The organism is Streptomyces nogalater (assembly GCF_039532885.1).
Lineage (GTDB): Bacteria > Actinomycetota > Actinomycetes > Streptomycetales > Streptomycetaceae > Streptomyces > Streptomyces nogalater.
On record NZ_BAAASM010000001.1, the window covers coordinates 38366 to 61485 of the forward strand.

A 23120-nucleotide genomic window follows, 5' to 3' on the forward strand; every position below is an offset into this window, starting at 1 on the left:
CCCTCCATGGCCGCGGCACCCCTTCATGCACCCCTTATATGCCCCTATATCCGTCTACTTCCAGGAGCGATCCATGCGCATCCCGAGCCGACCGAGGCCGCGAGCGGCGCTCGCCGTGGCCGTCGGGACGCTGCTCGCCCCGCTGCTGTCCGGCTGCTGGGCCGGTGCGGGCGGGTCCGGTTCCGGCGGCGACGCCATCAACGTGCTGATGGTCAACAACCCGCAGATGACCGAGTTGCGGAAGCTGACCGCCACCCACTTCACGAGGGACACCGGCATCGAGGTCAACTTCACGGTGCTGCCGGAGAACGACGTCCGCGACAAGATCAGCCAGGACTTCGCCAACCAGGCCGGCCAGTACGACGTGGCCACCCTGTCCAACTACGAGATACCGATCTACGCCCGCAACGGCTGGCTGCGCGAGATGGACTCGTACGTGGCGAAGGACCCCGCCTACGACGAAGCGGACATCCTGCGGCCCCTGCGCGAGGCCCTCACCGGCACCGACGGCAAGCTCTACGGGCAGCCCTTCTACGGCGAGTCGTCCTTCCTGATGTACCGCAAGGACGTGTTCGCCGCGAAGGGTCTGACGATGCCCGCCCGCCCCACCTGGCGGCAGGTCGCCGAACTGGCCGCGAAGGCGGACGGCGCCCGGCCCGGCATGCGGGGCATCTGCCTGCGCGGACTGCCCGGCTGGGGCGAGCTGACGGCGCCGCTGACCACCGTCGTGAACACCTTCGGAGGCACCTGGTTCGACAAGGACTGGACGGCCCGGCTGGACTCCCCCGCCTTCGCGAAGGCGACCGGGTTCTACGTCGACCTGGTGCGCCGGCACGGCGAGTCCGGCGCCGCCCAGTCCGGGTTCGCCGAGTGCCTGAACAACATGACCCAGGGCAAGACCGCCATGTGGTACGACGCCACCTCCGCGGCCGGTCTGCTGGAGGCGAAGGGCTCCCCGGTGCGCGGCAGGCTCGGCTACGCCCCCGCCCCCGTGGAGCGCACCGCGTCCTCCGGCTGGCTCTACACCTGGGCCTGGGGCATCCAGCAGTCCTCCCGCAACCCGGACAAGGCCTGGAAGTTCGTCTCCTGGGCGTCCGGCAAGGGTTACGAACGGCTGGTCGGCGAGACCGCCGGCTGGGCGAACGTTCCCGCGGGCAAACGGGCGTCGACGTACGCCGACCCCGAGTACCGGGCGTCCGCCGGTGCCTTCCAGGAGATGACCAGGAAGGCCATCGAGAGCAGCCGCCCGGACGACCCCGGCGTCCAGCCGCGCCCCGCGCCCGGCATCCAGTTCGTCGGCATCCCCGAATTCACCGATCTGGGCACCAAGGTCTCCCAGGAGATCAGCGCGGCCATCGCCGGACGCCAGTCCGTCGCCTCGGCGCTGCGCAGGTCCCAGCGGCTCGCCGAACGGATCTCCGAGGAGTACGAGGGACGATGACCGCGACGACCGCACCCCTGACCCGCACCCCGGCGCGCGCCGCGCGACGGCCCCCGGACCGGCTGCGCGCCTGGGCCACCCGGGCCCCGCTGCTGCCCGCCCTCGTCTTCCTGATCGCCGTGACCCAGCTGCCGTTCGTGGCCACGCTGGTGATCTCCTTCTTCGACTGGAACGCCCTCTATCCCAAGGCCCGCCGCTTCACCGGTCTGGACAACTACCGCCAGGTCCTGACCGACGCGGACCTGCGCCACTCGGTGTGGACCACCGTGCTGCTCACCGCGGCGGTGGTGGTGGCCAGCCTGGTCCTCGGGCTCGCGCTGGCGCTGCTGCTGGACCGCCGGTTCCGCGGCCGGGGCATCGTGCGCACCCTGCTCATCGCGCCCTTCCTGGTGGTGCCGGTGGCGGCGGCCCTGCTGTGGAAGCATGTGCTCTACAACCCTGAGTACGGCCTCTTCAACGGGTTGTCGCACGCTGTGGGCGGCCCCCAGCCCGACTGGATCTCCCGCACCCCGCTGCTCGCCGTCGAGGCCTCCCTGGTGTGGCAGTGGACGCCGTTCATGATGCTGATCCTGCTGGCCGGGCTGCAGAGCCGGGACCCGCAGCAGATCGAGGCGGCCCGGGTGGACGGCGCGGGCGGTCGGCAGATCTTCGTCCACCTCACGCTGCCGCATCTGCGCCGCTACCTGGAACTGGGCGCCCTGCTGGGCTCGATCCACATCGTGCAGAACTTCGACGCGGTGTTCACGCTCACCTCCGGCGGCCTGGGCACCGCCAACCTGCCCTACACCGTGTACCAGAGCTTCTACCAGGCCCACGAGAACGGTCTGGCCTCGGCCGCCGGGGTGCTGGTGGTCATCGGCTCGATCATCATCGCGACCTTCGCGCTGCGCGTGGTGTCGTCGCTGTTCCGCGAGGGGGTGTCCCGCGCATGAGGGCCGTACGCCGGCACGGGCCGGGCCTGCTGGCCTGGTTCGCCGGGACCGTGTTCTTCCTGCCCATCGCCTGGATGGCGCTGACGTCCCTGCACTCCGAGGCGGACGCGGCGACGAACCCGCCGTCCTTCACCGCCGCCCTGACCCTCGACGGCTACCGCGCCTTCTTCGGCAGCGGCGGCGGCGCGAGCCCCTGGCCCGCGCTGGCCAACTCCGCGGTGGCCTCGGTCGCCTCGACCCTCCTGGTGCTGCTGCTGGCCCTCCCGGCCGCGTACGCGCTGTCGATCCGGCCGGTGCGGAAGTGGACGGACGTGCTGTTCTTCTTCCTGTCGACGAAGATGCTGCCGGCCGTGGCGGGCCTGCTGCCCGTCTACCTCTTCGCGAAGAACGCCGGGCTGCTCGACAACGTCTGGCTGCTGGTCGTCCTGTACACCTCCATGAACCTGCCGATCGCGGTGTGGATGATGCAGTCCTTCCTCGCCGAGGTGCCGGTCGCGGTCATCGAGGCGGCCCGGGTGGACGGTGCCCGCCTGCCGGTCGTCCTCACCCGCGTGGTGGCCCCGATCGCCCTGCCCGGCATCGCCGCGACGGCCCTGATCTGCTTCATCTTCAGCTGGAACGAACTGCTCTTCGCCCGGGTCCTGACGGGCGTGGTCGCCGAGACCGCCCCCGTCTTCCTGACCGGCTTCATCACCAGTCAGGGCCTGTTCCTGGCGAAGGTGTGCGCCGCGTCGCTCGTCATCTCCCTGCCGGTGCTCGCCGCGGGGTTCGCCGCCCAGGACAAGCTGGTCCAGGGCCTGTCGTTGGGAGCCGTGAAATGAAGGCCGCCGTCATCGAGTCCGTGGGCCGTGCCGTCGTCACCGAGGTCCCCGACCCGACGCCAGGGCCCCGTGAGGTCGTCGTCGAGGTCGCCGCCTGCGGCCTGTGCGGCACGGACCTGCACATCCTCCAGGGCGAGTTCGCGCCGAAGCTGCCGATCGTGCCGGGGCACGAGTTCGCCGGCGAGGTGGTCGGGGTCGGCACCCGGGTGACGGAACTGTCGCCCGGCGACCGGGTCGCGGTCGACCCCTCCCTGTACTGCCACGAGTGCCGCTACTGCCGTACCGGCCACAACAACCTCTGCGAACGCTGGGCGGCGATCGGCGTGACGACGGCGGGCGGCGCGGCCCGGTACGCCGTCGCCCCCGTGGCCAACTGCGTGAAGCTGCCGGAGCACGTCCGCACCGAGGACGCGGCCCTGGTGGAACCCCTGTCCTGCGCGGTACGCGGCTACGACGTCCTGCGCTCCCGCCTCGGCGCGCACGTGCTGATCTACGGCTCCGGGACGATGGGCCTGATGATGCTGGAGCTGGCCAAGCGGACCGGCGCGGCGAGCGTGGACGTGGTCGACGTGAACCCGGCCCGCCTGGAGACCGCCCGCCGGCTCGGCGTGTCCGGCGCGGCGGGCGGCGCGGACGAGCTGGACCGGCCGCAGGGCTGGGACGTGGTCGTGGACGCGACCGGCAACGCGGCGGCCATCCAGGACGGCCTGGGCCGGGTGGCGAAGGCGGGCACCTTCCTCCAGTTCGGCGTGGCGGACTACGCGACCCGCGTGACCATCGACCCGTACCGGATCTACAACCAGGAGATCACGATCACCGGTTCCATGGCCGTGCTGCACAGCTTCGAGCGGGCGGCGGAACTGTTCGCGAACGGGGTGCTGGACCCCGAGGTCTTCATCAGCGACCGCATCCCGCTGGAGCGCTACCCGCGGGCGCTGGAGCAGTTCGCGGCGGGCGTGGGGCGGAAGATCGTGGTGGTGCCGTAGGCCGTTCGGCGGGTTCCGGCCGGTAAGGGAACGGTAAAGCGGTGTCGTTCGTTCTACCCGGCATGACAGCTATGACCCCAGGCTCGAACATCCCTCTGCCGACCGCGCGCGTGACGGTGGACGTCTCCGCCCCGGTGCGGCTCGACGTGTCGGGCCTGCTGCTCACCGCCGACGGCAAGGTGCGTTCCGACGACGACTTCATCTTCTACAACCAGCCGAGCGGCCCCGGCGTGACCTACCGCGCGGGCGGCGGTACGGCCCCGGACGCGGTCACGGTCGACACCGCCGCCGTCCCGCCGGAGATCGAGAAGATCGTCGTCACGGCCAGCCCGGACGCGGCCGGCCAGACCTTCCAGGGCATCGAGCCGACGGCCACCATCCGGGACGCGGACGGCGGCGGTGTGCTGGCGACGTTCACCCCGCCGCGGCTCGGCACCGAGACCGCGCTGGTGATCGTGGAGATCTACCGCCGGGGCGGCCAGTGGAAGGCGCGGGCCGTCGGCCAGGGGTACGCCAACGGGCTCGCGGGCATCGCGACCGACTTCGGTGTGACGGTGGAGGAGCCGGCCGCGGCCACGCCGGCTGTGGCGGCCCCCGCGGCCCCGCCACAGCCGGCGGCCGCCCCGCCGGTCCCGGCCGCCCCGCCGCAGCCGGCCGCCCCGCCGCCCGCCCCGGTGCCGGGCGCCGGGAAGATCAACCTGGACAAGGGCCGGGTCAGCCTCCAGAAGAACCAGACCGTGTCCCTGGTCAAGGGCGGCCGGCCGGTGCTGTCCCAGGTGCGGATGGGCCTCGGCTGGGAACCGGCCTTCCGGGGCCGGGACATCGACCTGGACGCCTCGGTCATCGCCTACGGCCCGCAGCGCAACCACATCGACAGCTGCTACTTCGGCAACCTGGCGATCCTCAACGGCGCGATCCGGCACTCCGGTGACAATCTGACCGGCGAGGGCGGGGGAGACGACGAGGTCATCACCGTCGACCTCGGCCGGCTGCCCCAGGAGGTCACCGGCCTGGTCTTCACGGTGAACTCCTTCTCCGGCCAGAAGTTCACGGAGGTCGCCAAGGCGTACTGCCGCCTGGTCGACGCGGCGACGGGCGAGGAACTGGTCCGCTTCGACCTCACCGCCGCGGAGCCCCGCACGGGCGTCATGATGGCCAAGCTCATCCGCCAGTTCTCCGGCGAATGGGACATGACGGCGATGGGCGACTTCGTCAAGGCCCGCACGGTACGCAACATGGTGGACCCGGCCGCGAAGGCCTTGTAACCCCGGCCCGCCCCGGGGCGGCACCCCCGCCGCCCCCGGGCCGGCACCCACCGGCGCCGGAGAGCACCGTCGGCCGGCCCGCGCCCTCGGCCGGTCAGCCCTCCGCCGCCCCCAGCCCCTCCCCCAGCAGACCCAGGTAGCGGCGGATCTCCTTCTCCCCCGCCCCCGCCAGCTCCGCCGCCGTGGCCACCCCGTGGGCCAGCCGCAGCACATCGATCGGCTCGATGTCCTTCCGCAGCGCCCCGGCCTCCTGCGCCGCCACCACCAACCGGGCCACGGCCCCCTTCACCACGGTCCCGCACGCGGTCAGCTCCGCCGCACCGCCATCCGTCACGGCGGATCCGAGCAGCGCCTTCATCCCGCGCACCTGGATCGTGCCGACCGCCAGCTCGTACAGCCACTCCGCCAGCGCCTCCCCGGGCGCCAGCTCCTTCGCCAGCTTGTCGGCCCGCGCCCCCAACGCCTCGATGCGGTCCACGTACGCCGCCTCCAACAACGCCTGCCGCGTCGGGAAGTGACGGTACAGCGTGCCGGAACCGACCCCCGCCCGCTTGGCGATGTCGTCGAGTGACGCGTTCTCCCCATGCTCGGCGAAGGCCTCCGCCGCCGCCTTCAGCAACCGCTCGTAGTTGCGCCGAGCGTCCGCGCGCATGGGCCTGCCCTGCGTCATCCACTCACTCCTTGCCGACCGGGGGCTCTCTCCGTATCGTATCGAGCACAACCGGAGACAACCCCCGCTTACTGTCGTGGCGGCGAGGCCGAGGAGTTCGCCGGAGTGCGGGGCGCGCTCGACGGCACCGCGGACCGGGGGAGGATCAGCGCCGCTGGCGCTTCCAGGGGCCGGTGATGGCGAGCATGATGCCCGGCGTCTGGATGTTGGCGAACAGGGTCCGGCCGTCGGGCGAGAAGGTGACACCGGTGAACTCGCTGTACTCCGGCTCCTCTTCGGTGCCGATGTTCAGCTCGTTGCGGGCGATCGGGTAGGTCCGGCCGCTCTCGGTGGCGCCGAACAGGTGCTGGACGCCCTCGCCGTCCTCGGCGATGACCAGGCCCCCGTAGGGGGAGACGGTGATGTTGTCGGGGCCGTCGAAGGCGCCGTCCACGGCCGGGTCGGGGTTCACCCCGAGCAGCACCTTCAGGGTCAGGGTGCGGCGCTTGGGGTCGTAGAACCAGACCTGGCCGTCGTGCTGGGCCGGGCTCTCCTGGCGGGCGTAGGAGGAGACGACGTAGACACCGCCGTCGGCCCACCACATGCCCTCCAGCTTGCGGGCGCGGGTGACCTGGCCGTCGGTGAACTGCTTGCGCACCGAGACGGTCCGGGCGTCCCGGTCGGGGACGTCCACCCAGTCCACGCCGTACACGGTGCCGGTCTTCGTGGCACGGGACAGGTCGTCCACGAACCGGCCGCCGGAGTCGAAGCACTTGAAGGCCTGGAGCACGCCCGCGTCGTCGGCGAGGGTGCGCAGCCGGCCCCGGCCGTGCCGGAAGCCGGTCGGCGGGACCCAGCGGTAGAACAGGCCGTTGGGGCCGGAGGCGTCCTCGGTGAGGTAGGCGTGGCCACGCTTGGGGTCGATCACGACCGCCTCGTGGGCGTAGCGGCCGAACGCCTTGACCGGCTTGGGGTCGCGGTTGGCCCGGCGGTCCTCCGGGTCGACCTCGAAGACATAGCCGTGGTCCTTGGTGAAGCCGTTCTTCCCGGCCTTGTCCTCGGTCTCCTCGCAGGTCAGCCAGGTGCCCCACGGGGTGCTGCCGCCCGCGCAGTTGGTGGCGGTGCCGGCGATGCCCACCCACTCGGCGACCTCGCCGCCCCGGCGGACCTCGACCACCGTGCAGCCGCCGGCCGCCGCCGGGTCGTAGACCAGGCCCTCGGCGAGCGGCACGGGGTGCGGCCACTGGGCGCGGGCGCCGGCCAGCTCGTGGTTGTTGACGAGCAGGGTGGTGCCGCGCCGGCCCTCGAAGGTGGCGGTGCCGTCGTGGTGGGACGGGGTGTACTCGCCGGACTCCAGCCGGGTCCGGCCGCTGTAGGTGATGATCTCGTAACGGAAGCCGGCGGGCAGGGCGAGGATGCCGTCCGGGTCGGGGATCAGCGGGCCGTAGCCGACGCCGTGGTGGTGGCCCCCGTGCGCCGAGGCGGCCCCGGCGCTCTCGGTCTCCGTGGCGGCAAGGGCGTTCGGCGCGGTGGCGAGGGCGCCGACGCTGCCGGCCAGGGCGACCCCGGCACCGGTGATCGCGGATGTCCTGGCGAAGTCCCTGCGGGTGAGCGACATGGTGTCTCCTGTGACGACGGTGGCAGTGCCGTGAGGGTGGGGGGCCTCGGTTCGGCGCACACGCTCCCGCCCACCCGTGAACGGAAGTTGAACACCGGACCACCACTGCGTCGCCTGTTCCATGAATCCGTATGCGGCAGACCACGATTCCGTATACGACACCCCAGGCACCGGACACCGGCACCGACGGCCCATGACCGCCCGGACCGCTCACCCTGCCCGTCAGCGCTCGGCCACCCTGCCGCGAGCACGCCCCTTGGCGCTCCCCCCGCCGGGACCGCGCCCCTTGGCGCTCAACCCCTTGCCGGCACCGCGCCCCACCCCCGCCCAAGCCCCTGCCGGGGCAGAGCCGTCCGCTCAACCCCCCTGCTGGGACCGCGCCTTGAACGCCGCCTTCCGGGCCTCCTTGGCCACCTTCTTGTCCGGGTGCAGCCGGCCCATCGCGTCCAGCACCTCGGCGGTGGCGGGGTGGTCCACCCGCCAGGCCGCCGCGAAGAACCCGCTGTGCTGGGCGGCCAGCCCCTCCACCAGGGCCCGCAGCTCCTCGGAGTTGCCCTCGGCCGCCAGCTGCGCGGCCAGCGTGTCGACGGTCAGCCAGAACACCAGGTCCTGGGAGGGCGCCGGCACCCCCGCGGCACCCCGCTCGCTCAGCCACACCCGGGCCAGCCCGCCCAGCTCGGGGTCGTCCAGCACCTCCCGCAGCGCGGGTTCGGCCTCGGCGCCCACCAGGGACAGCGCCTGCTGGCAGCGCAGCCGGCGCAGCGGCCCCCCGGCGTCCGCACCGCGCGCCGCCGCCAGCAACTCCCGGGCCGCGGCGAGCGGTTCACGGCGGGCGAGCCACTGCTCGGTCTCGGCGCGGGCGGCCGACTGCCCGAACCGGGCGGTGCCGTCGAGCAGCGCGTCCGCGCCCTTGTCGGCCAGCTCGCCGACGGCCGGAGCCTCGAACCCGGCCTCCAGCAGCCGCGCCCGCAGCCCGTACACCCCGAGCGGGGTGAGCCGGACCATGCCGTAGCGGGAGACGTCGGTGTCGTCCACGGGCGCGGCGGGCTCCTCGTCGGCGTCGGCCATCAGCGCCTCGTCCACCGGCTGGTACGCCACGAGCCCGGCCGGCTCCAGCGCGCGGAACTGGTCGTCCAGCCGCATCATCGCGTCGGAGACCTGCTCCAGGACGTCGTTGGTGGGCTCGCCCATGTCGTCGGGCACCAGCATCGACGCGGCGAGGGCGGGCAGCGGGACGGCGCTCTGGCCGGCGCCGTCCTCACCGACGGTGAGCAGGTAGAGGTTGCCGAGGACGCCGTCGAGGAAGTCCGCGTCGGCCCCCGGGTCCCAGTCGAGTGACGAGAAATCGACCCTGCCGCTGTCGTCGATCGCGTCGGCCAGGTCGTCCAGGTCGGGTACGGCCGCGTCGGCGATGACGGTCTCCAGCGCGGTGAGCCACACGGCGAGCACCTCGCGCGGGGAGCCGGTGAGCAGGGCCAGGTTCTCCCCCGCCCGGACGGTGCCGGCCTCCTCGTCCACGATCTCGACCAGGCCCGCGTCCACGGCGACCCGCCAGGCCTCGCTTGCGTGGGCGGCGGCGTCGTTGCCGCTCAGGCCGAGCAGGCCGGCGGCGGCCGGCAGCTGCTCCTCGACCAGGGTGCCGCCCGCGTCCACCCGGGTGTCCGGCCCGGCCCAGCGGGCGAGGCGGGCGGCCCGGGAGAGCAACGGCGTGGACAGCGCGGCGCGCGCCAGCTCCGCTTCGGGGTGCAGCCGCGCGGGCGGCAGGGGGGAGCTGTCTGACATCGGCTGGTTCTCCTCGGACCGTGAAACGGGCTCAGCCGCTCAGCCTAGACGGATTTCCACCCATGCCGCCCGGTTCATCTCCCCGTAAGCGGTCGGCCATGGCCGAAACCTTGACAACTCCCCCGGCCAGGCAGGACATTGACGCGCGTAGAAGTACGGGGGACAACTGTTCACTCGGCGCTACGCGTGTCACAGGGGGCACACGCGTCCCCCACGGTCTTCCGTTTCCGTCCTCGTCCCGGCGCTCACGTACGTCCCGGAGGGAATCCCTTGCCGAGCAGGTCTTCCGCGCGCCTCGCCGCGCTCACCGTCGCCGCCGTCTGCGGCGCGGCGTCCGCCGTCGTCCTCACCTCCCCCGCGCACGCCGACTCGGTGCGCGTCCACGACATCCAGGGCACGACCCGGATATCCCCGTACGCCGGGCAGCAGGTGACGGACGTCCCCGGCATCGTCACGGCCACCCGCACCTACGGCTCCTCGCGGGGCTTCTGGCTCCAGGACGCGGCCCCCGACGACGACCCGGCCACCAGTGAGGGCGTCTTCGTCTTCACCGGCTCCACGCCGAAGGTCGCGGTCGGCGACGCGGTGACGGTGACCGGCACGGTCACCGAGTACGTCCCGGGCGGCGCCTCCTCCGGCAACCAGTCGCTGACGGAGATCACCAAGCCGCAGGTCACCACCGTCTCCACCGGCAACGCGGTCCCGGCGCCGGCCGTGATCGACGAGGACGCGGTGCCGGACGCCTACGCGCCCGAGGGCGACACGGCGGCCGCGGGCTCGATCAACGGCCTCACCCTGGCCCCGTCGGCGTACGCCCTGGACTACTACGAGTCCCTGGAGGGCATGAACGTCCAGGTCGCCGACGCCCGCGTGGTCACCGCGACCGACCCGCACAGCGAGCTGTGGGTCACGGTCAAACCGTGGGAGCACCGCAGCCGCCGCGGCGGCACGGTCTACGGCTCCTACGACTCCCAGAACACCGGCCGGCTCCAGATCCAGTCGCTCGGCCCCATCGCCGGCTTCCCCAAGGCGGACGTCGGCGACCACCTCTCCGGCACGACGACCGGCCCGCTGGACTTCAACCAGTACGGCGGCTACACGCTGGTCGCGAGCCGCCTCGGCACGCTGGTGAGCGGCGGCCTGGAGCGCGAGACCACACGGAAGCAGTCGGGCCGCGAGCTGGCGGTGGCGACGTACAACGTCGAGAACCTCGACCCGTCGGACGCCACCTTCGCGCAGCACGCCACCGCGATCGTGCACCACCTGAAGTCGCCGGACATCGTGTCGCTGGAGGAGATCCAGGACAACAACGGCGCCAGGAACGACGGCACGGTGGACGCGGACCAGACCGTCGCCAAGCTGATCGACGCCATCGCCGCGGCGGGCGGCCCGGTGTACGACTGGCGCTCGGTCAACCCGGTCGACGGCCAGGACGGCGGCGAGCCGGGCGGCAACATCCGCCAGGTGTTCCTGTTCAACCCCGAGCGGGTCTCCTTCACGGACCGCCCGGGGGGTGACTCGACCACCGCGGCCGGTGTCACCAAGGTGCGCGGCAAGGCCCGGCTGACGGTCTCGCCGGGCCGGATCGACCCGGCGAACGCGGCCTGGAGCAACAGCCGCAAGCCGCTCGCGGGTGAGTTCGTCTTCCGCGGCAAGACCGTCTTCGTGATCGCCAACCACCTCAACTCCAAGGGCGGCGACCAGGGCCTGACCTCGCAGTACCAGCCCCCGGTGCGCGGTTCGGAGATCCAGCGGCACGCCCAGGCGACGGCGGTGAACGCGTTCGTCAAGGACATCCTGGCGGTGCAGAAGAACGCGGACGTGATCGCGCTCGGCGACATGAACGACTTCGAGTTCTCCCGGACCACGACGATCCTGGAGGGGGACGGCGCGCTGTGGTCGGCAATCAAGTCCCTGCCGAGGAGCGAGCGTTACACCTATGACTACCAGGGCAACCAGCAGGTCCTCGACCAGATCCTGATCAGCCCGTCGATCCGCCGCGGCGACGGCTTCGAGTACGACAGCGTGCACATCAACGCGGAGTTCCACGACCAGATCAGCGACCACGACCCGCAGGTGCTGCGGTTCCGCCCGTAACCCGGGACACGACGGGGGGACCGGCCGGGCGGTGCGGCCGGCCGGTCCCGCCCGTCCCGGGTCGGCTCAGCAGCCGCCGCGGTCGACGCGGCGCCAGACCACGGCCACGCCGACGAGGGCGGCGCCCGCCGCGCCCGCGAGCATCGCCGGCCGGGGGTGGCGCAGCGCGGTGCGCACGGCCCTGCGCACCGGCCTGGGCAGCCGCAGATCGTGCTGCGCGGTGTGTCCGGCGTGTACCGCCCGGTCCCGCAGCACGTGCCGGCTGTGACCGGCCCGCTCCTGCAACAGATGGCCGGCCCTGGTCATCCGCTCCTGCGCGCCGTGCCCGGCCCGCACGGCCCGGTCCTGGAGCAGATGTCCGGCCTTGGCCGCCCGGTCCTGCGCCAGCTGTCCCGCGCGGGACGCGCGGCCCTGGGCGCCGTGTCCGGCGTGGGCGGCGCCGGAGCGCAGCTGTACGGTCATGGCGCCGGCCTTGTCCCGCAGGTCCGCGGCCCGCGTCCGGGCGCGGCCCGTGACATCGGCGCGGCCCGTCAGCCGGCCGACGGTGCCACCGAGCCGGCCCCGGGTCTGTTCGATCTGCCGCCGCAGCTCGTCGGGGCCCTTGGCGCCCGAGCCTCGCGGGTTCCTGTGCCTCATCGGTGTGCCCTTTCCCTGATCGCGTCCCCGACCGCGGCGGCGTCCGCCCGGATCCGCCGCGCCCAGCTCCGTGCGGACGCGTCGGGTACCCGGAGCGGGGGCCCTCACCCCTGTGCCCCGTCACCCGCCCCGAACCCGCCGAGCCGGGCGAGTTGGAACGGGCACCGGTCGCGGCACTTGCGCAACAGGCCGGTACCGGCACGGAGTTGGGAACACCCGGCCCGACGCCGGCGGCCAACCCCGCGGAGCCGGGATGTCCGGCGCCGCCCGCGGCCACCGCTCTCAACCTCTCAGCGTTGCTTACCTATACATCGTAGGAGAATTAAGTAGAGCTTCACGAATGTGCCGCCGAGACTACCCCCATGACGAGCAACCGCACACCCCCGCCCTTCGGCCGCACCCTCTGCGCGATGATCACGCCGTTCACCGAGGCGGGCGCGCTCGATCTGGACGGCGCCCGGCGGCTGGCCGCGCACCTGGTGGCAAACGGCTGCGACGGCCTCGTCCTGAACGGCACCACGGGCGAGTCGCCCACCACCACCGACGAGGAGAAGACCCGGCTGGTCGAGGCCGTACGGGAGGCGGTCGGCGACCGGGCGTCGCTGGTCGCCGGCGTGGGCTCGGCGGACACCCGGCACACGGTGGAGCTGGCCCTCGCCGCCCGGAAGGCGGGCGCGGACGGCGTCCTGGTGGTGACGCCGTACTACAGCCGGCCCCCGCAGGAGGCCGTGGCCGCCCACTTCCGCCGGGTCGCCGACGCGAGCGGGCTGCCGGTGATGCTGTACGACATCCCGGGCCGCACCGGCACCCGCATCGAGCCGGAGACGCTGATCCGGCTCGCGGAGCACCCGCGGATCGTGGCCGTCAAGGACTGCTCCTACGATTTCCTCGGCACCCAGAAGGTGCTGGCGCACACCGGGTTGGCCTACTACGCGGGCTGTGACGAGCATGTGCTGGCGCTGTACGCGCTCGGCGCGGCGGGCTGTGTCAGCACGGTCGCGAACGCCGTACCGGCGCACATCGCCGCGATCCCGGCCGCGTTCGACGCCGGCGACACCGGGCGGGCGCGGCGACTCCAACTGGCGGCCACGCCGTTGATCGAGGCGATGCTGGGCGCGGGCCTGCCCGGCACGGTCACCGCGAAGGCCCTGCTGACCCGCCTGGGCCTTCCCGCGGGCCCGGTCCGCGCCCCCCTGCTGCCCGCCGACCGCGAGACGACCGACGGCCTGCTGACCCACTACGAGGCGCTGCGAACGCTCTGATCACCCCGCCCGCCACAGGACACAGCGCCCGCCACCACACGGTGGAGGGCGCTGCGCCGGGTGCGGCGGGATGTCAGTTGTGGCTGTGCAGAATGTCGTTCAGGCCGCCCCAGACCGCGTTGTTCGGGCGGGCCTCGACCGCGCCGGTGACCGAGTTGCGGCGGAAGAGGATGTTGGAGGCGCCGTTCAGCTCGCGGGCCTTGACGATCTGGCCGTCGGGCATGGTGACGCGGGTGCCGGCGGTGATGTAGAGGCCGGCCTCGACCACGCACTCGTCGCCGAGGGCGATGCCGATGCCCGCCTCGGCACCGATCAGGCAGCGCTCGCCGATGGAGATGATCACGTTGCCGCCGCCGGACAGGGTGCCCATGGTGGAGGCGCCGCCGCCGATGTCCGAGCCGTCGCCGACCACGACGCCCGCGGAGATCCGGCCCTCGACCATGGAGGTGCCGAGCGTGCCGGCGTTGAAGTTGACGAAGCCCTCGTGCATGACCGTGGTGCCCGCGGCGAGGTGGGCGCCGAGGCGGACCCGGTCGGCGTCGGCGATGCGCACGCCCTTGGGGACGACGTAGTCCGTCATGCGCGGGAACTTGTCGATCGAGGTCACCTGGAGGTGCAGACCCTCGGCGCGGGCGTTCAGCCGCACCTTCTCGATGTCGTCCACGGCGACCGGGCCGAGCGAGGTCCAGGCCACGTTGGCGAGGAAGCCGAACTGGCCCTCCAGGCTCAGGCCGTGCGGCTTCACGAGCCGGTGGCTGAGCAGGTGCAGCCGCAGGTAGACGTCGTGCGCGTCCACCGGCTTGTCGTCCAGAGAGGCGATGACCGTGCGGACCGCGACCACCTCGACGCCCCGGCGGGCGTCCGGGCCGGTCGCCGCGGTGGCGCCGCCGCCCAGCAGCTGGGCCGCCTGTTCGGCGGTCAGCCGCTCGGTGCCGGCCGGGCCCGGCTCCTCGACCAGCTCGGGGGCCGGGAACCAGGTGTCGAGAACGGTGCCGTCGGAGGCGAGGGTGGCGAGGCCGGCGGCGACGGCGCCGGTGGTACGGGTTGCAGACTCGGTCATGGAGGAAAACCTAACGTGGGCGGGGCGGTGAGGGCGAACCGCGTCTCACGTGCCGGGCGGGGGTTTCAGGGGATCAGCCGGGCCAGCAGGGTGCGCGCCTCCTCCTCGTCGTAGGAACCGCCCGTCAGCAGCACCTGGAGGCACAGCCCGTCCATCAGCGCGAGCAGGGCCCGGGCCGTGACCGGGTCGGTGCGCCGGGCCAGCGGTGCCGCCGCCCGCTCGGTCCACTCGGCGGCGACGGGGCGCAGCGCGGGGCGGCGCAGCGCGGCCAGGTACAGCTCGTACTCCAGCTCCACGCCGGTGCGCTCGCCGCTCAGCCACCTGCCCAGGGCCCGGGCCAGTTGCTCGGCGAGGCCGTCCGGGCCGCCGTCGGCCGGGACCAGCTCGGCCAGCACCCCGGAGAACCCCTCGCCGGCCTGCCGCAACGCGGCCACCAGCAGCTCTTCCAGGGTGGCGAAGTGGTACGTCGTCGAGCCGAGCGGTACGTCCGCCTCGGCGGCGACACTGCGGTGGCTCAGCCCGGCGATGCCGTCCCGCCCGGCCACACGGATCGCCGCGTCGATGATCCGCTGCCGGCGCCCGGGGTCGTGGCGGCGCGCCATCAGTGCGTCGCCCCGCCCAGGTTGAGCACCACCACGCCCCCGATGATCAGCAGGATCCCGCCGACCTTGGCCGCCGTCAGCCCCTCGCCGAACAGCAGCAGTCCGAGCAGGGCGATGGCCGCGGTGCCGACCCCGGACCAGATGGCGTAGGCGGTGCCGATCTGCACGGTCTTCAGCGTCTGGGCGAGCAGCGCGAACGAGATGACGTACCCCAGCGCGGTCACCACCGAGGGCCACAGCCGACTGAATCCCTCGCTGTACTTCATCGCCGTCGTAGCGGTGACCTCGGCGGCGATGGCGCCCGCGAGCAGCAGATATCCCATATGTACGAGCGTACACAACAGGCCTGCGGCGGGTACGCGAAAGCGGCGGCACCCAAGGGGTGCCGCCGCCTCGCACACGCGGTGCGGTCAGACGTTGAAGCCCAGCGCGCGGAGCTGTTCGCGGCCGTCGTCGGTGATCTTGTCGGGACCCCACGGCGGCATCCAGACCCAGTTGATGCGCAACTCGTTGACCAGGCCGTCGGTCGCGGACTTCGCCTGGTCCTCGATCACGTCCGTCAGCGGGCAGGCCGCGGAGGTGAGGGTCATGTCGACGGTCGCGATGTTGGAGTCGTCGACGTGGATGCCGTAGATCAGCCCCAGGTTGACGACGTCGATGCCCAGCTCGGGGTCGACCACGTCCATCAGGGCCTCGCGGAGTTCCTCCTCCGATGCCGGCTTCATCTCAGCGGTGTCGGTCATGCCGTCTTCCTTTCGGCGTCGGCGCCACCCAGTGCCTGGGCCGTCGCGTCCTTCCACGCCATCCAGCTCAGGAGGGCGCACTTGACCCGCGCGGGGTACTTGGAGACCCCGGCGAACGCGACCGCGTCCTCCAGGACCTCCTCCATCGCGTCGTCGGGCTCGATCCTGCCCTTGGACTGCATCAGCTCCAGGAAGGTCTCCTGGATCCTCTGCGCCTCGGCCAGGTCCTTGCCGACCAGCAGGTCGTTGAGGACCGACGCGCTGGCCTGGCTGATCGAGCAGCCCTGGCCCTCGTACGACACGTCCTCGATCTTCGTGCCGTCGTACTTCACGCGCAGGGTGATCTCGTCGCCGCACGTCGGGTTCACATGGTGCACCTCGGCGTCGCCATCCCTCAGACCACGCCCGTGCGGGTTCTTGTAGTGGTCCAGGATGACGTCCTGGTACATCGAGTCCAGCTTCACCTTGTCAGCACGCCTCTCAGCCGAAGAAGTTCCGTACGTGCTCCAGGCCGTCGACCAGGGCGTCGATCTCGGCCGGCGAGGAGTACAGATAGAACGACGCTCGCGTGGTCGCGGGAATTCCGTAGCGGAGGCAGACCGGACGCGCGCAGTGGTGACCGACGCGGACGGCGATGCCCTGCTCGTCCAGCACCTGGCCCACGTCGTGCGGGTGGATGTCGCCGAGCGTGAAGGAGATCGCCGCGCCCCGGTCCTCGGCCGTCGTCGGACCGATGATCCTCAGGTCCGGGACCTCCGCCAGGCGGCGCACCGCGTACTCGGTCAGCGCGTGCTCATGGGCGAGGATCTTGTCCATGCCGATCGAGTTCAGGTAGTCGATCGCCGCGCCGAGCCCGACCGCCTGGGCGATCGGGGGCGTGCCCGCCTCGAACTTGTGCGGTGCCGGGGCGTAGGTGGAGGAGTGCATCGAGACGGTCTCGATCATCTCGCCGCCGCCCAGGAACGGGGGCAGGTCCTCCAGCAGCTCCTGGCGGCCCCACAGCACGCCGATGCCGGTCGGGCCGCACATCTTGTGGCCGGTGAACGCCACGAAGTCGGCCTGGAGCGCCTGCACGTCCAGCGGCATGTGCGGGGCGGCCTGGGAGGCGTCGATGCAGACCAGCGCGCCGACCTCCTGGGCGCGCCGGATGATCGTCTCGACCGGGTTGACCGTGCCCAGGATGTTCGACACCAGCACGAAGGAGACGATCTTCGTCTTCTCCGTGATGATCTCGTCGATGTTCGACAGGTCCAGCCGGCCGTCGTCGGTGAGGCCGAACCACTTCAGCTTCGCGCCCGTGCGCTGCGCCAGCAGCTGCCACGGCACGATGTTGGAGTGGTGCTCCATCTCCGTGATGACGATCTCGGTGTCGGCGTCCACCCGGTAGGGCTCGTCGGCCCAGCCGAGCATGTTCGCCACGAGGTTCAGCGACTCGGACGCGTTCTTGGTGAAGATCACCTCGTCGCGGCTGGGCGCGTTGATGAACTCGGCGACCTTGTCGCGCGCGCCCTCGTACAGCGCCGTGGCCTCCTCGGCGAGCACATGCACACCGCGGTGGACGTTGGCGTTGTAGCGCTCGTAGTACTCGCTCAGGGCGTCCAGCACCTGGCGCGGCTTCTGGCTGGTCGCCGCGTTGTCCAGGTACACGAGCTTCCTGCCGTCGTGGACGACTCGGTCCAGAACGGGGAAGTCCTTGCGGATCGCCTCGGTGTCGAGGAGGCCCGGCAGCTGTGTCACGCGGATGCGCCACCCTTCACGTATGCCTCGTAGCCCTCGTTCTCCAGCTTGTCCGCGAGCTCGGGGCCGCCGGACTCGACGATGCGGCCGCCGGCGAACACGTGGACGTGGTCGGGCTTGATGTAGCGCAGGATGCGCGTGTAGTGCGTGATCAGCAGGGTGCCGACCTCACCGGTCTCGCGGACGCGGTTGACGCCCTCGGAGACGATGCGCAGCGCGTCGACGTCCAGGCCGGAGTCCGTCTCGTCCAGGATCGCGACCTTCGGCTTGAGCAGCTCCAGCTGGAGGATCTCGTGGCGCTTCTTCTCACCGCCGGAGAAACCCTCGTTGACGTTGCGCTCGGCGAAGGACGGGTCCATGTTGAGGCGCTCCATGGCCTCCTTGACCTCCTTCACCCAGGTGCGCAGCTTGGGGGCCTCGCCGCGGATGGCGGTGGCGGAGGTGCGCAGGAAGTTGGAGACCGAGACGCCGGGGACCTCGACCGGGTACTGCATCGCCAGGAACAGGCCGGCGCGGGCGCGCTCGTCGACGGACATCTCCAGGACGTCCTCGCCGTCCAGGGTGACGGTGCCGCCGGTGATCGTGTACTTCGGGTGACCCGCGAGAGAGTAGGCGAGGGTCGACTTGCCGGAGCCGTTGGGGCCCATGATGGCGTGCGTCTCGCCCTGCTTCACGGTGAGGTCGACGCCCTTGAGGATCTCCTTCGTGGCGTTGTCGGCCTCGACGGTGACGTGCAGGTCTCGGATTTCAAGCGTTGCCATGGGTGCCTCAGGACTCCTGGGTGAGGGAGACGAGAACGTCGTCCCCTTCGATCTTTACGGGGTATACGGGGACGGGGCGCGTCGCCGGAAGACTGTCGGGCTTGCCGGACCGCAGGTCGAAGCGCGAGCCGTGCAGCCAGCACTCGATGTGGCAGTCGTCGACCTCGCCCTCCGACAGCGAGACGTTCGCGTGCGAGCAGATGTCGTGGATCGCGAACACCTCGCCCTCGGTCCGCACGACCGAGACCGGCGTGCCGTCGATCTCCACCCGCTTCGGGGTGTCCTCCGCCAGCTCGCTCAGCCCGCAGACGCGTACGAAGGTCGTCATGCGACCGAGGCCTCCAGCTCCGTCTCGATCTTGGCGAGCAGCCGCTCCTCGATGTCGGCGACGCCGATCTGCTGGACCAGCTCGGCGAAGAAGCCGCGGACCACCAGCCGGCGGGCCTCGTGCTCCGGGATGCCGCGGGCCATCAGGTAGAAGAGCTGCTCGTCGTCGAAGCGGCCGGTGGCGGAGGCGTGGCCCGCGCCGACGATCTCGCCGGTCTCGATCTCCAGGTTCGGCACCGAGTCGACGCGCGCGCCGTCCGTGAGGACCAGGTTGCGGTTCATCTCGTAGGTGTCCGTGCCCTCGGCCTTGGCCTCGATGAGCACGTCACCGATCCAGACCGCGTGCGCGTGGTCGCCCTGGAGCGCGCCCTTGTAGACGACGTTCGACTTGCAGTGCGGAGTGTTGTGCGTGACCAGCAGACGGTGCTCGTGGTGCTGGCCGGCGTCGGTGAAGTACAGGCCGAACAGCTCCGCCTCGCCGCCGGGGCCGGCGTACTCCACGCGCGGGTGCAGGCGCACCAGGTCGCCGCCGAAGGTGACGACGACGGACTTGAAGGAGGCGTCCCGGCCGATCAGCGCGTTGTGCTGGCCGACGTGCACGGCCTTGTCGTCCCAGTCCTGGACGGAGACGACGGTCAGCTTGGCGCCGTCGCCCAGGACGAAGTCGACGTTGGCGGCGAGCACCGCGTCACCGGTGTGGTCGATGACCACGACGGCCTCGGCGAAGGCGCCCAGCTCGACGACCTGGTGGCCGAAGGCGGTGCCGCCCTGGCCGTGCACCGTGATGCGGATCGGCTCGCCGAGCACCGTCTCCTTGGGCACGGTCACGACCGAGGCCTGCTCGAAGGCGGAGTACGCCTGCGCGGCGACGCGGTCGACGGGGGTCGCCTTGCCGAGCCGCGCGTCGTCGCGGCCGACGGCCTCGACGGTGACGCCCTCGGGGGCCTGTACGTCGACCTTCACACCGCCGCCGTTCGCGACGGCGGTGCCGTCGTGCAGCCCGCGCAGCCGCTCCAGCGGCGTGAACCGCCACTCCTCCTCACGGCCGTGCGGGACCGGGAAGTCCGCCACGTCGAAGGAGGGGGGCGCGCTCATGCGCGAGACGACGGTCGACTCCGCGGCGACCGCGATCGAGCCGGCGGTGGTGGAACCCACCGGGATGTTCTGGGCCTCAGCCATGGCTGTCGTAGTGCTCTCTTTCCTGAGTAAGACGTCTGCTGGCGATGGCGGCGGTCAGCCGACCGCGCCCTCCATCTGCAGCTCGATCAGCCGGTTGAGCTCCAGCGCGTACTCCATGGGCAGTTCCTTGGCGATCGGCTCGACGAAGCCGCGCACGATCATCGCCATCGCCTCGTCCTCGGACAGACCACGGCTCATCAGGTAGAAGAGCTGGTCCTCGGAGACCTTGGAGACGGTGGCCTCGTGGCCCATGGACACGTCGTCCTCGCGGACGTCGACGTAGGGGTACGTGTCCGACCGGGAGATGGTGTCGACCAGCAGCGCGTCGCACAGCACGTTGGACTTGGAGCCGGCGGCGCCCTCGCCGATCTCGATCAGACCGCGGTAGGAGGTACGGCCGCCACCGCGCGCCACCGACTTGGAGACGATGTTGGACGACGTGTTCGGCGCCATGTGGACCATCTTGGCGCCCGCGTCCTGGTGCTGGCCCTCGCCCGCGAAGGCGATGGACAGGGTCTCGCCCTTGGCGTGCTCGCCCATCAGGTAGACGGCCGGGTACTTCATCGTCACCTTGGAGCCGATGTTGCCGTCGACCCACTCCATGGTCGCGCCCTCGTAGGCGACGGCGCGCTTGGTGACCAGGTTGTAGACGTTGTTCGACCAGTTCTGGATGGTCGTGTAACGGCAGCGGGCGTTCTTCTTGACGATGATCTCGACGACCGCGGAGTGCAGCGAGTCGGACTTGTAGATCGGCGCCGTGCAGCCCTCGACGTAGTGCACGTAGGCACCCTCGTCGACGATGATCAGGGTCCGCTCGAACTGGCCCATGTTCTCCGTGTTGATGCGGAAGTAGGCCTGGAGCGGGATCTCGACGTGCACGCCCTTCGGCACGTAGATGAAGGAGCCGCCGGACCACACGGCGGTGTTCAGCGCGGCGAACTTGTTGTCGCCGGCCGGGATGACCGTGCCGAAGTACTCCTTGAAGAGCTCCGGGTGCTCCTTCAGCGCGGTGTCGGTGTCGAGGAAGATGACGCCCTGCTCCTCCAGGTCCTCGCGGATCTGGTGGTAGACGACCTCGGACTCGTACTGGGCGGCGACACCGGCGACCAGGCGCTGCTTCTCGGCCTCCGGGATGCCCAGCTTGTCGTAGGTGTTCTTGATGTCCTCGGGCAGGTCCTCCCAGGACTCCGCCTGCTTCTCCGTGGAGCGCACGAAGTACTTGATGTTGTCGAAGTCGATGCCCGAGAGGTCGGAGCCCCAGTTCGGCATCGGCTTCTTCTCGAAGAGCTTCAGGCCCTTCAGGCGCAGCTTGGTCATCCACTCCGGCTCCGACTTCTTGTCGGAGATGTCGCGGACGACCTCCTCGCTCAGGCCACGCCTGGCGGAGGCACCGGCCACGTCCGAGTCGGCCCAGCCGTATTCGTACTTGCCCAGGCCCTCCAGCTCAGGGTGGGCAGTCTCCGTGGGGAGAGTCATGCGGGGTTCCTCCCGGCCGTGCTTGCAGGTGCGTCAGTGGAAATCTTGGGGATGAACGTCGTGCAGACGCCGTCGCCGTGCGCGATGGTCGCCAGTCGCTGGACGTGGGTGCCCAGCAGCTCCGCGAAGATCTCCGTCTCCGCCTCGCACAGCTGCGGGAACTGTTCCGCGACATGGGCGACCGGGCAGTGGTGCTGGCAAAGCTGCTCGCCGACCGGTGCGCTGCGCGCCGTAGCAGCGTACCCGTCCGCGCTCAGGGCCTTGGCCAGCGCTTCGGCGCGTTTGTCCGGGCTCGCGGCCTCGATCGCCCGGCGGTACGCGCTCGCCTGGGCGGCGACCCGGGCGCGGGCGAAGGCGGCGACCGCCTCGGGGCCGCCCTCCCGCTCGGCGATCCAGCGCAGCGCGTCCGCGGCGAGCTTGTCGTAGGACTGGTCGAAGGCGTCCCGGCCGCAGTCGGTGAGCGCGAAGACCTTGGCGGGGCGGCCACGCGTGCGCGTGCCGTACACCCGCTGTTCGCGGGCCTCCACGACATCGTCGGCGACCAGTGCGTCCAGATGGCGCCGGACGGCCGCCTGGGTCAGCCCCAGCCGGCCGGCGAGTTCGGCGACGGTCGACGGCCCGTGGTCCAGGATGGACCGCGCGACCCGGTTGCGCGTGGAGCGCTCACCGGTCGCTAGCTCCTCCTGAGGGGCCCCCGTGGGGGTCTCCCGAGCCTCGCCGACGTTTTTCACAACGCCATTGTTGCGTAATTCCGCGGAGCCTGACAAGCGCATCCGGATCATCAGACGGTGCCCTGCGTCACTTAGGCATACCTAATCTGACCTGCGGAAACGATCTTCTGCTGATCATTTCAAATTGTTTCCGCCGCCGAAGCGGTGGCGTCCCGAGGCGTCGTCCGGAAGACTCGCCAACCATGCCCACACCCCCTCCGACCGGCCCACTTGTCACTCGGGACACCCTCGCCGCGGACCTGCGCCGGCTCGGCGTCGAGACCGGCGAGACCCTCCTCGTGCACTCCTCGCTCTCCTCGCTCGGCTGGGTGAACGGCGGCGCCGTCGCGGTCGTCCGGGGACTCCTCGACGCGCTCGGCCCCGCCGGCACGCTCGTCGTCCCCACCCAGACCGGCGACCAGTCCGACCCGGCCGGGTGGGAGAACCCGCCGGTGCCCGAGCAATGGTGGGACCGGATCCGCGCCACCATGCCCCCGTACGACCCGCTGGTCACCCCCTCCCTCGGGGTCGGCGTGATCCCCGAGACCGTGCGGACCTGGCCCGGCGCCCTGCGCAGCGCCCACCCGCAGACCTCCTTCGCCGCGCTCGGCCCCCGCGCGCGGGAGATCACCGAGGGCCACGCCCCGGACTGCCGGCTCGGCGAGCGCAGCCCGCTGGCCCGGCTGGAGAAGCTCGGCGCCCGGGTGCTGCTGCTCGGCGCGGGCTACGACTCCTGCACCGCCTTCCACCTGGCCGAATACCGGATACCCGCCCCACGCGTGGAGGTCGGCCGGCCCGCTCCCGGCGGCGGCTGGGAGACGGTGGTCGAGGTGTCGATCACCTCGGACCGGTTCGACGCACTCGGGCACGACTTCGAACGGGACCGGCCCGTCGTCCGCGGCGGAGTCGGCGGCGCGGACGCCCGGCTGTTCCCGGTGGCGGACGCCGTGGCCTACGCCGAACGGTGGCTGCGGCTGCACCGGCCGCGGGAGGAGGACTTCCCGCACCCGCCCGCCTGAACCGCGCGCGCTCTCCC

At 71.6% G+C, this 23120-nt stretch carries 23 protein-coding genes; 8 read left to right on the forward strand and 15 right to left on the reverse strand.

Annotated features, from left to right (window positions below; genetic code table 11):
* The first annotated feature begins 73 nt into the window (after window positions 1–73).
* The 5 genes from ABD350_RS00200 (at window position 74) to ABD350_RS00220 (ending at window position 5445) form a co-directional block, all read left to right on the forward strand.
* Window positions 74–1441: an ABC transporter substrate-binding protein gene (locus tag ABD350_RS00200; protein ID WP_344345152.1), complete on the forward strand. Its 1368-nt coding sequence runs from the start codon at window positions 74–76 to the stop codon at window positions 1439–1441.
* Window positions 1438–2373, forward strand: a complete 936-nt coding sequence (locus ABD350_RS00205) for a carbohydrate ABC transporter permease (RefSeq protein ID WP_344345154.1) — start codon at window positions 1438–1440, stop codon at window positions 2371–2373. The genes ABD350_RS00200 and ABD350_RS00205 overlap by 4 nt, the downstream gene beginning before the upstream one ends.
* The gene (locus ABD350_RS00210) at window positions 2370–3194 is read left to right on the forward strand and encodes a carbohydrate ABC transporter permease (RefSeq protein ID WP_344345156.1); all 825 of its coding nucleotides are present in this window, start codon (window positions 2370–2372) and stop codon (window positions 3192–3194) included. The genes ABD350_RS00205 and ABD350_RS00210 overlap by 4 nt, the downstream gene beginning before the upstream one ends.
* On the forward strand, window positions 3191–4180 hold the full coding sequence (locus ABD350_RS00215) for a zinc-dependent alcohol dehydrogenase family protein (RefSeq protein ID WP_344345158.1): 990 nt from the start codon (window positions 3191–3193) through the stop codon (window positions 4178–4180). Before ABD350_RS00210 ends, ABD350_RS00215 begins: the two co-directional genes overlap by 4 nt.
* 71 nt (window positions 4181–4251) lie before the next feature.
* Complete coding sequence (locus ABD350_RS00220; protein ID WP_344345159.1) at window positions 4252–5445, forward strand: TerD family protein; 1194 nt, start codon at window positions 4252–4254, stop codon at window positions 5443–5445.
* A 94-nt stretch (window positions 5446–5539) separates the two neighbouring features.
* Here the strand turns inward: ABD350_RS00220 and ABD350_RS00225 are convergent, their stop codons facing one another.
* The 3 genes from ABD350_RS00225 to ABD350_RS00235 all read right to left on the reverse strand — a co-directional run bounded on the left by ABD350_RS00225 (window position 5540) and on the right by ABD350_RS00235 (window position 9494).
* On the reverse strand, window positions 5540–6115 hold the full coding sequence (locus tag ABD350_RS00225; RefSeq protein ID WP_344345160.1) for a TetR/AcrR family transcriptional regulator: 576 nt from the start codon (window positions 6113–6115) through the stop codon (window positions 5540–5542).
* A 145-nt stretch (window positions 6116–6260) separates the two neighbouring features.
* A complete protein-coding gene (locus ABD350_RS00230) occupies window positions 6261–7712 on the reverse strand; it encodes an alkaline phosphatase PhoX (protein ID WP_344345163.1) in 1452 nt (483 codons plus the stop codon).
* Between the two features lie 357 nt (window positions 7713–8069).
* Window positions 8070–9494, reverse strand: a complete 1425-nt coding sequence (locus ABD350_RS00235; RefSeq protein WP_344345165.1) for a hypothetical protein — start codon at window positions 9492–9494, stop codon at window positions 8070–8072.
* 270 nt (window positions 9495–9764) lie between these two features.
* Here ABD350_RS00235 and ABD350_RS00240 point away from each other — a divergent pair, with 270 nt between their 5' ends.
* Entirely contained in the window at window positions 9765–11591 is a 1827-nt protein-coding gene (locus ABD350_RS00240; protein ID WP_344345168.1) for an endonuclease/exonuclease/phosphatase family protein, read from the forward strand.
* Between the two features lie 66 nt (window positions 11592–11657).
* Here the strand turns inward: ABD350_RS00240 and ABD350_RS00245 are convergent, their stop codons facing one another.
* Window positions 11658–12227, reverse strand: coding sequence for a DUF3618 domain-containing protein (locus tag ABD350_RS00245; protein ID WP_344345170.1), 570 nt, complete (start codon window positions 12225–12227; stop codon window positions 11658–11660).
* 362 nt (window positions 12228–12589) lie between these two features.
* On the opposite strand from ABD350_RS00245, the gene dapA reads away from it, so the two are divergent.
* Window positions 12590–13489 (forward strand): 4-hydroxy-tetrahydrodipicolinate synthase, encoded by a 900-nt coding sequence (dapA, locus tag ABD350_RS00250; RefSeq protein WP_344345173.1) that lies wholly within the window; start codon window positions 12590–12592, stop codon window positions 13487–13489.
* Window positions 13490–13562: 73 nt separating this feature from the next.
* Here dapA and dapD read toward each other — a convergent pair whose 3' ends face one another.
* The 11 genes from dapD to ABD350_RS00305 all read right to left on the reverse strand — a co-directional run bounded on the left by dapD (window position 13563) and on the right by ABD350_RS00305 (window position 22105).
* Entirely contained in the window at window positions 13563–14549 is a 987-nt protein-coding gene (gene dapD, locus ABD350_RS00255; protein ID WP_344345175.1) for a 2,3,4,5-tetrahydropyridine-2,6-dicarboxylate N-succinyltransferase, read from the reverse strand.
* Between the two features lie 65 nt (window positions 14550–14614).
* A complete protein-coding gene (locus tag ABD350_RS00260) occupies window positions 14615–15151 on the reverse strand; it encodes a TetR/AcrR family transcriptional regulator (RefSeq protein WP_344345177.1) in 537 nt (178 codons plus the stop codon).
* Window positions 15151–15474 carry a DMT family transporter gene (locus tag ABD350_RS00265; RefSeq protein WP_344345180.1) on the reverse strand — a complete coding sequence of 108 codons (324 nt, stop codon included), beginning with the start codon at window positions 15472–15474 and terminating at the stop codon, window positions 15151–15153. Before ABD350_RS00265 ends, ABD350_RS00260 begins: the two co-directional genes overlap by 1 nt.
* Window positions 15475–15561: 87 nt before the next feature.
* Window positions 15562–15894, reverse strand: coding sequence for a metal-sulfur cluster assembly factor (locus ABD350_RS00270; protein ID WP_344345182.1), 333 nt, complete (start codon window positions 15892–15894; stop codon window positions 15562–15564).
* A complete protein-coding gene (gene sufU, locus ABD350_RS00275; RefSeq protein ID WP_318204164.1) occupies window positions 15891–16358 on the reverse strand; it encodes a Fe-S cluster assembly sulfur transfer protein SufU in 468 nt (155 codons plus the stop codon). Before sufU ends, ABD350_RS00270 begins: the two co-directional genes overlap by 4 nt.
* Before the next feature lie 16 nt (window positions 16359–16374).
* The gene (locus ABD350_RS00280) at window positions 16375–17631 is read right to left on the reverse strand and encodes a cysteine desulfurase (RefSeq protein WP_344345186.1); all 1257 of its coding nucleotides are present in this window, start codon (window positions 17629–17631) and stop codon (window positions 16375–16377) included.
* Entirely contained in the window at window positions 17628–18392 is a 765-nt protein-coding gene (gene sufC, locus ABD350_RS00285) for a Fe-S cluster assembly ATPase SufC (protein ID WP_030617891.1), read from the reverse strand. Before sufC ends, ABD350_RS00280 begins: the two co-directional genes overlap by 4 nt.
* A 7-nt stretch (window positions 18393–18399) precedes the next feature.
* Entirely contained in the window at window positions 18400–18720 is a 321-nt protein-coding gene (locus tag ABD350_RS00290) for a non-heme iron oxygenase ferredoxin subunit (protein ID WP_344345191.1), read from the reverse strand.
* A complete protein-coding gene (gene sufD, locus ABD350_RS00295) occupies window positions 18717–19898 on the reverse strand; it encodes a Fe-S cluster assembly protein SufD (protein WP_344345194.1) in 1182 nt (393 codons plus the stop codon). Before sufD ends, ABD350_RS00290 begins: the two co-directional genes overlap by 4 nt.
* 54 nt (window positions 19899–19952) lie before the next feature.
* On the reverse strand, window positions 19953–21374 hold the full coding sequence (gene sufB, locus ABD350_RS00300) for a Fe-S cluster assembly protein SufB (protein WP_030617898.1): 1422 nt from the start codon (window positions 21372–21374) through the stop codon (window positions 19953–19955).
* Complete coding sequence (locus ABD350_RS00305) at window positions 21371–22105, reverse strand: helix-turn-helix transcriptional regulator (protein ID WP_344345198.1); 735 nt, start codon at window positions 22103–22105, stop codon at window positions 21371–21373. Before ABD350_RS00305 ends, sufB begins: the two co-directional genes overlap by 4 nt.
* Before the next feature lie 182 nt (window positions 22106–22287).
* Between ABD350_RS00305 and ABD350_RS00310 the strand changes: the two genes are divergently transcribed.
* Window positions 22288–23103, forward strand: coding sequence for an AAC(3) family N-acetyltransferase (locus tag ABD350_RS00310; protein WP_344345201.1), 816 nt, complete (start codon window positions 22288–22290; stop codon window positions 23101–23103).
* Window positions 23104–23120 lie beyond the last annotated feature (17 nt).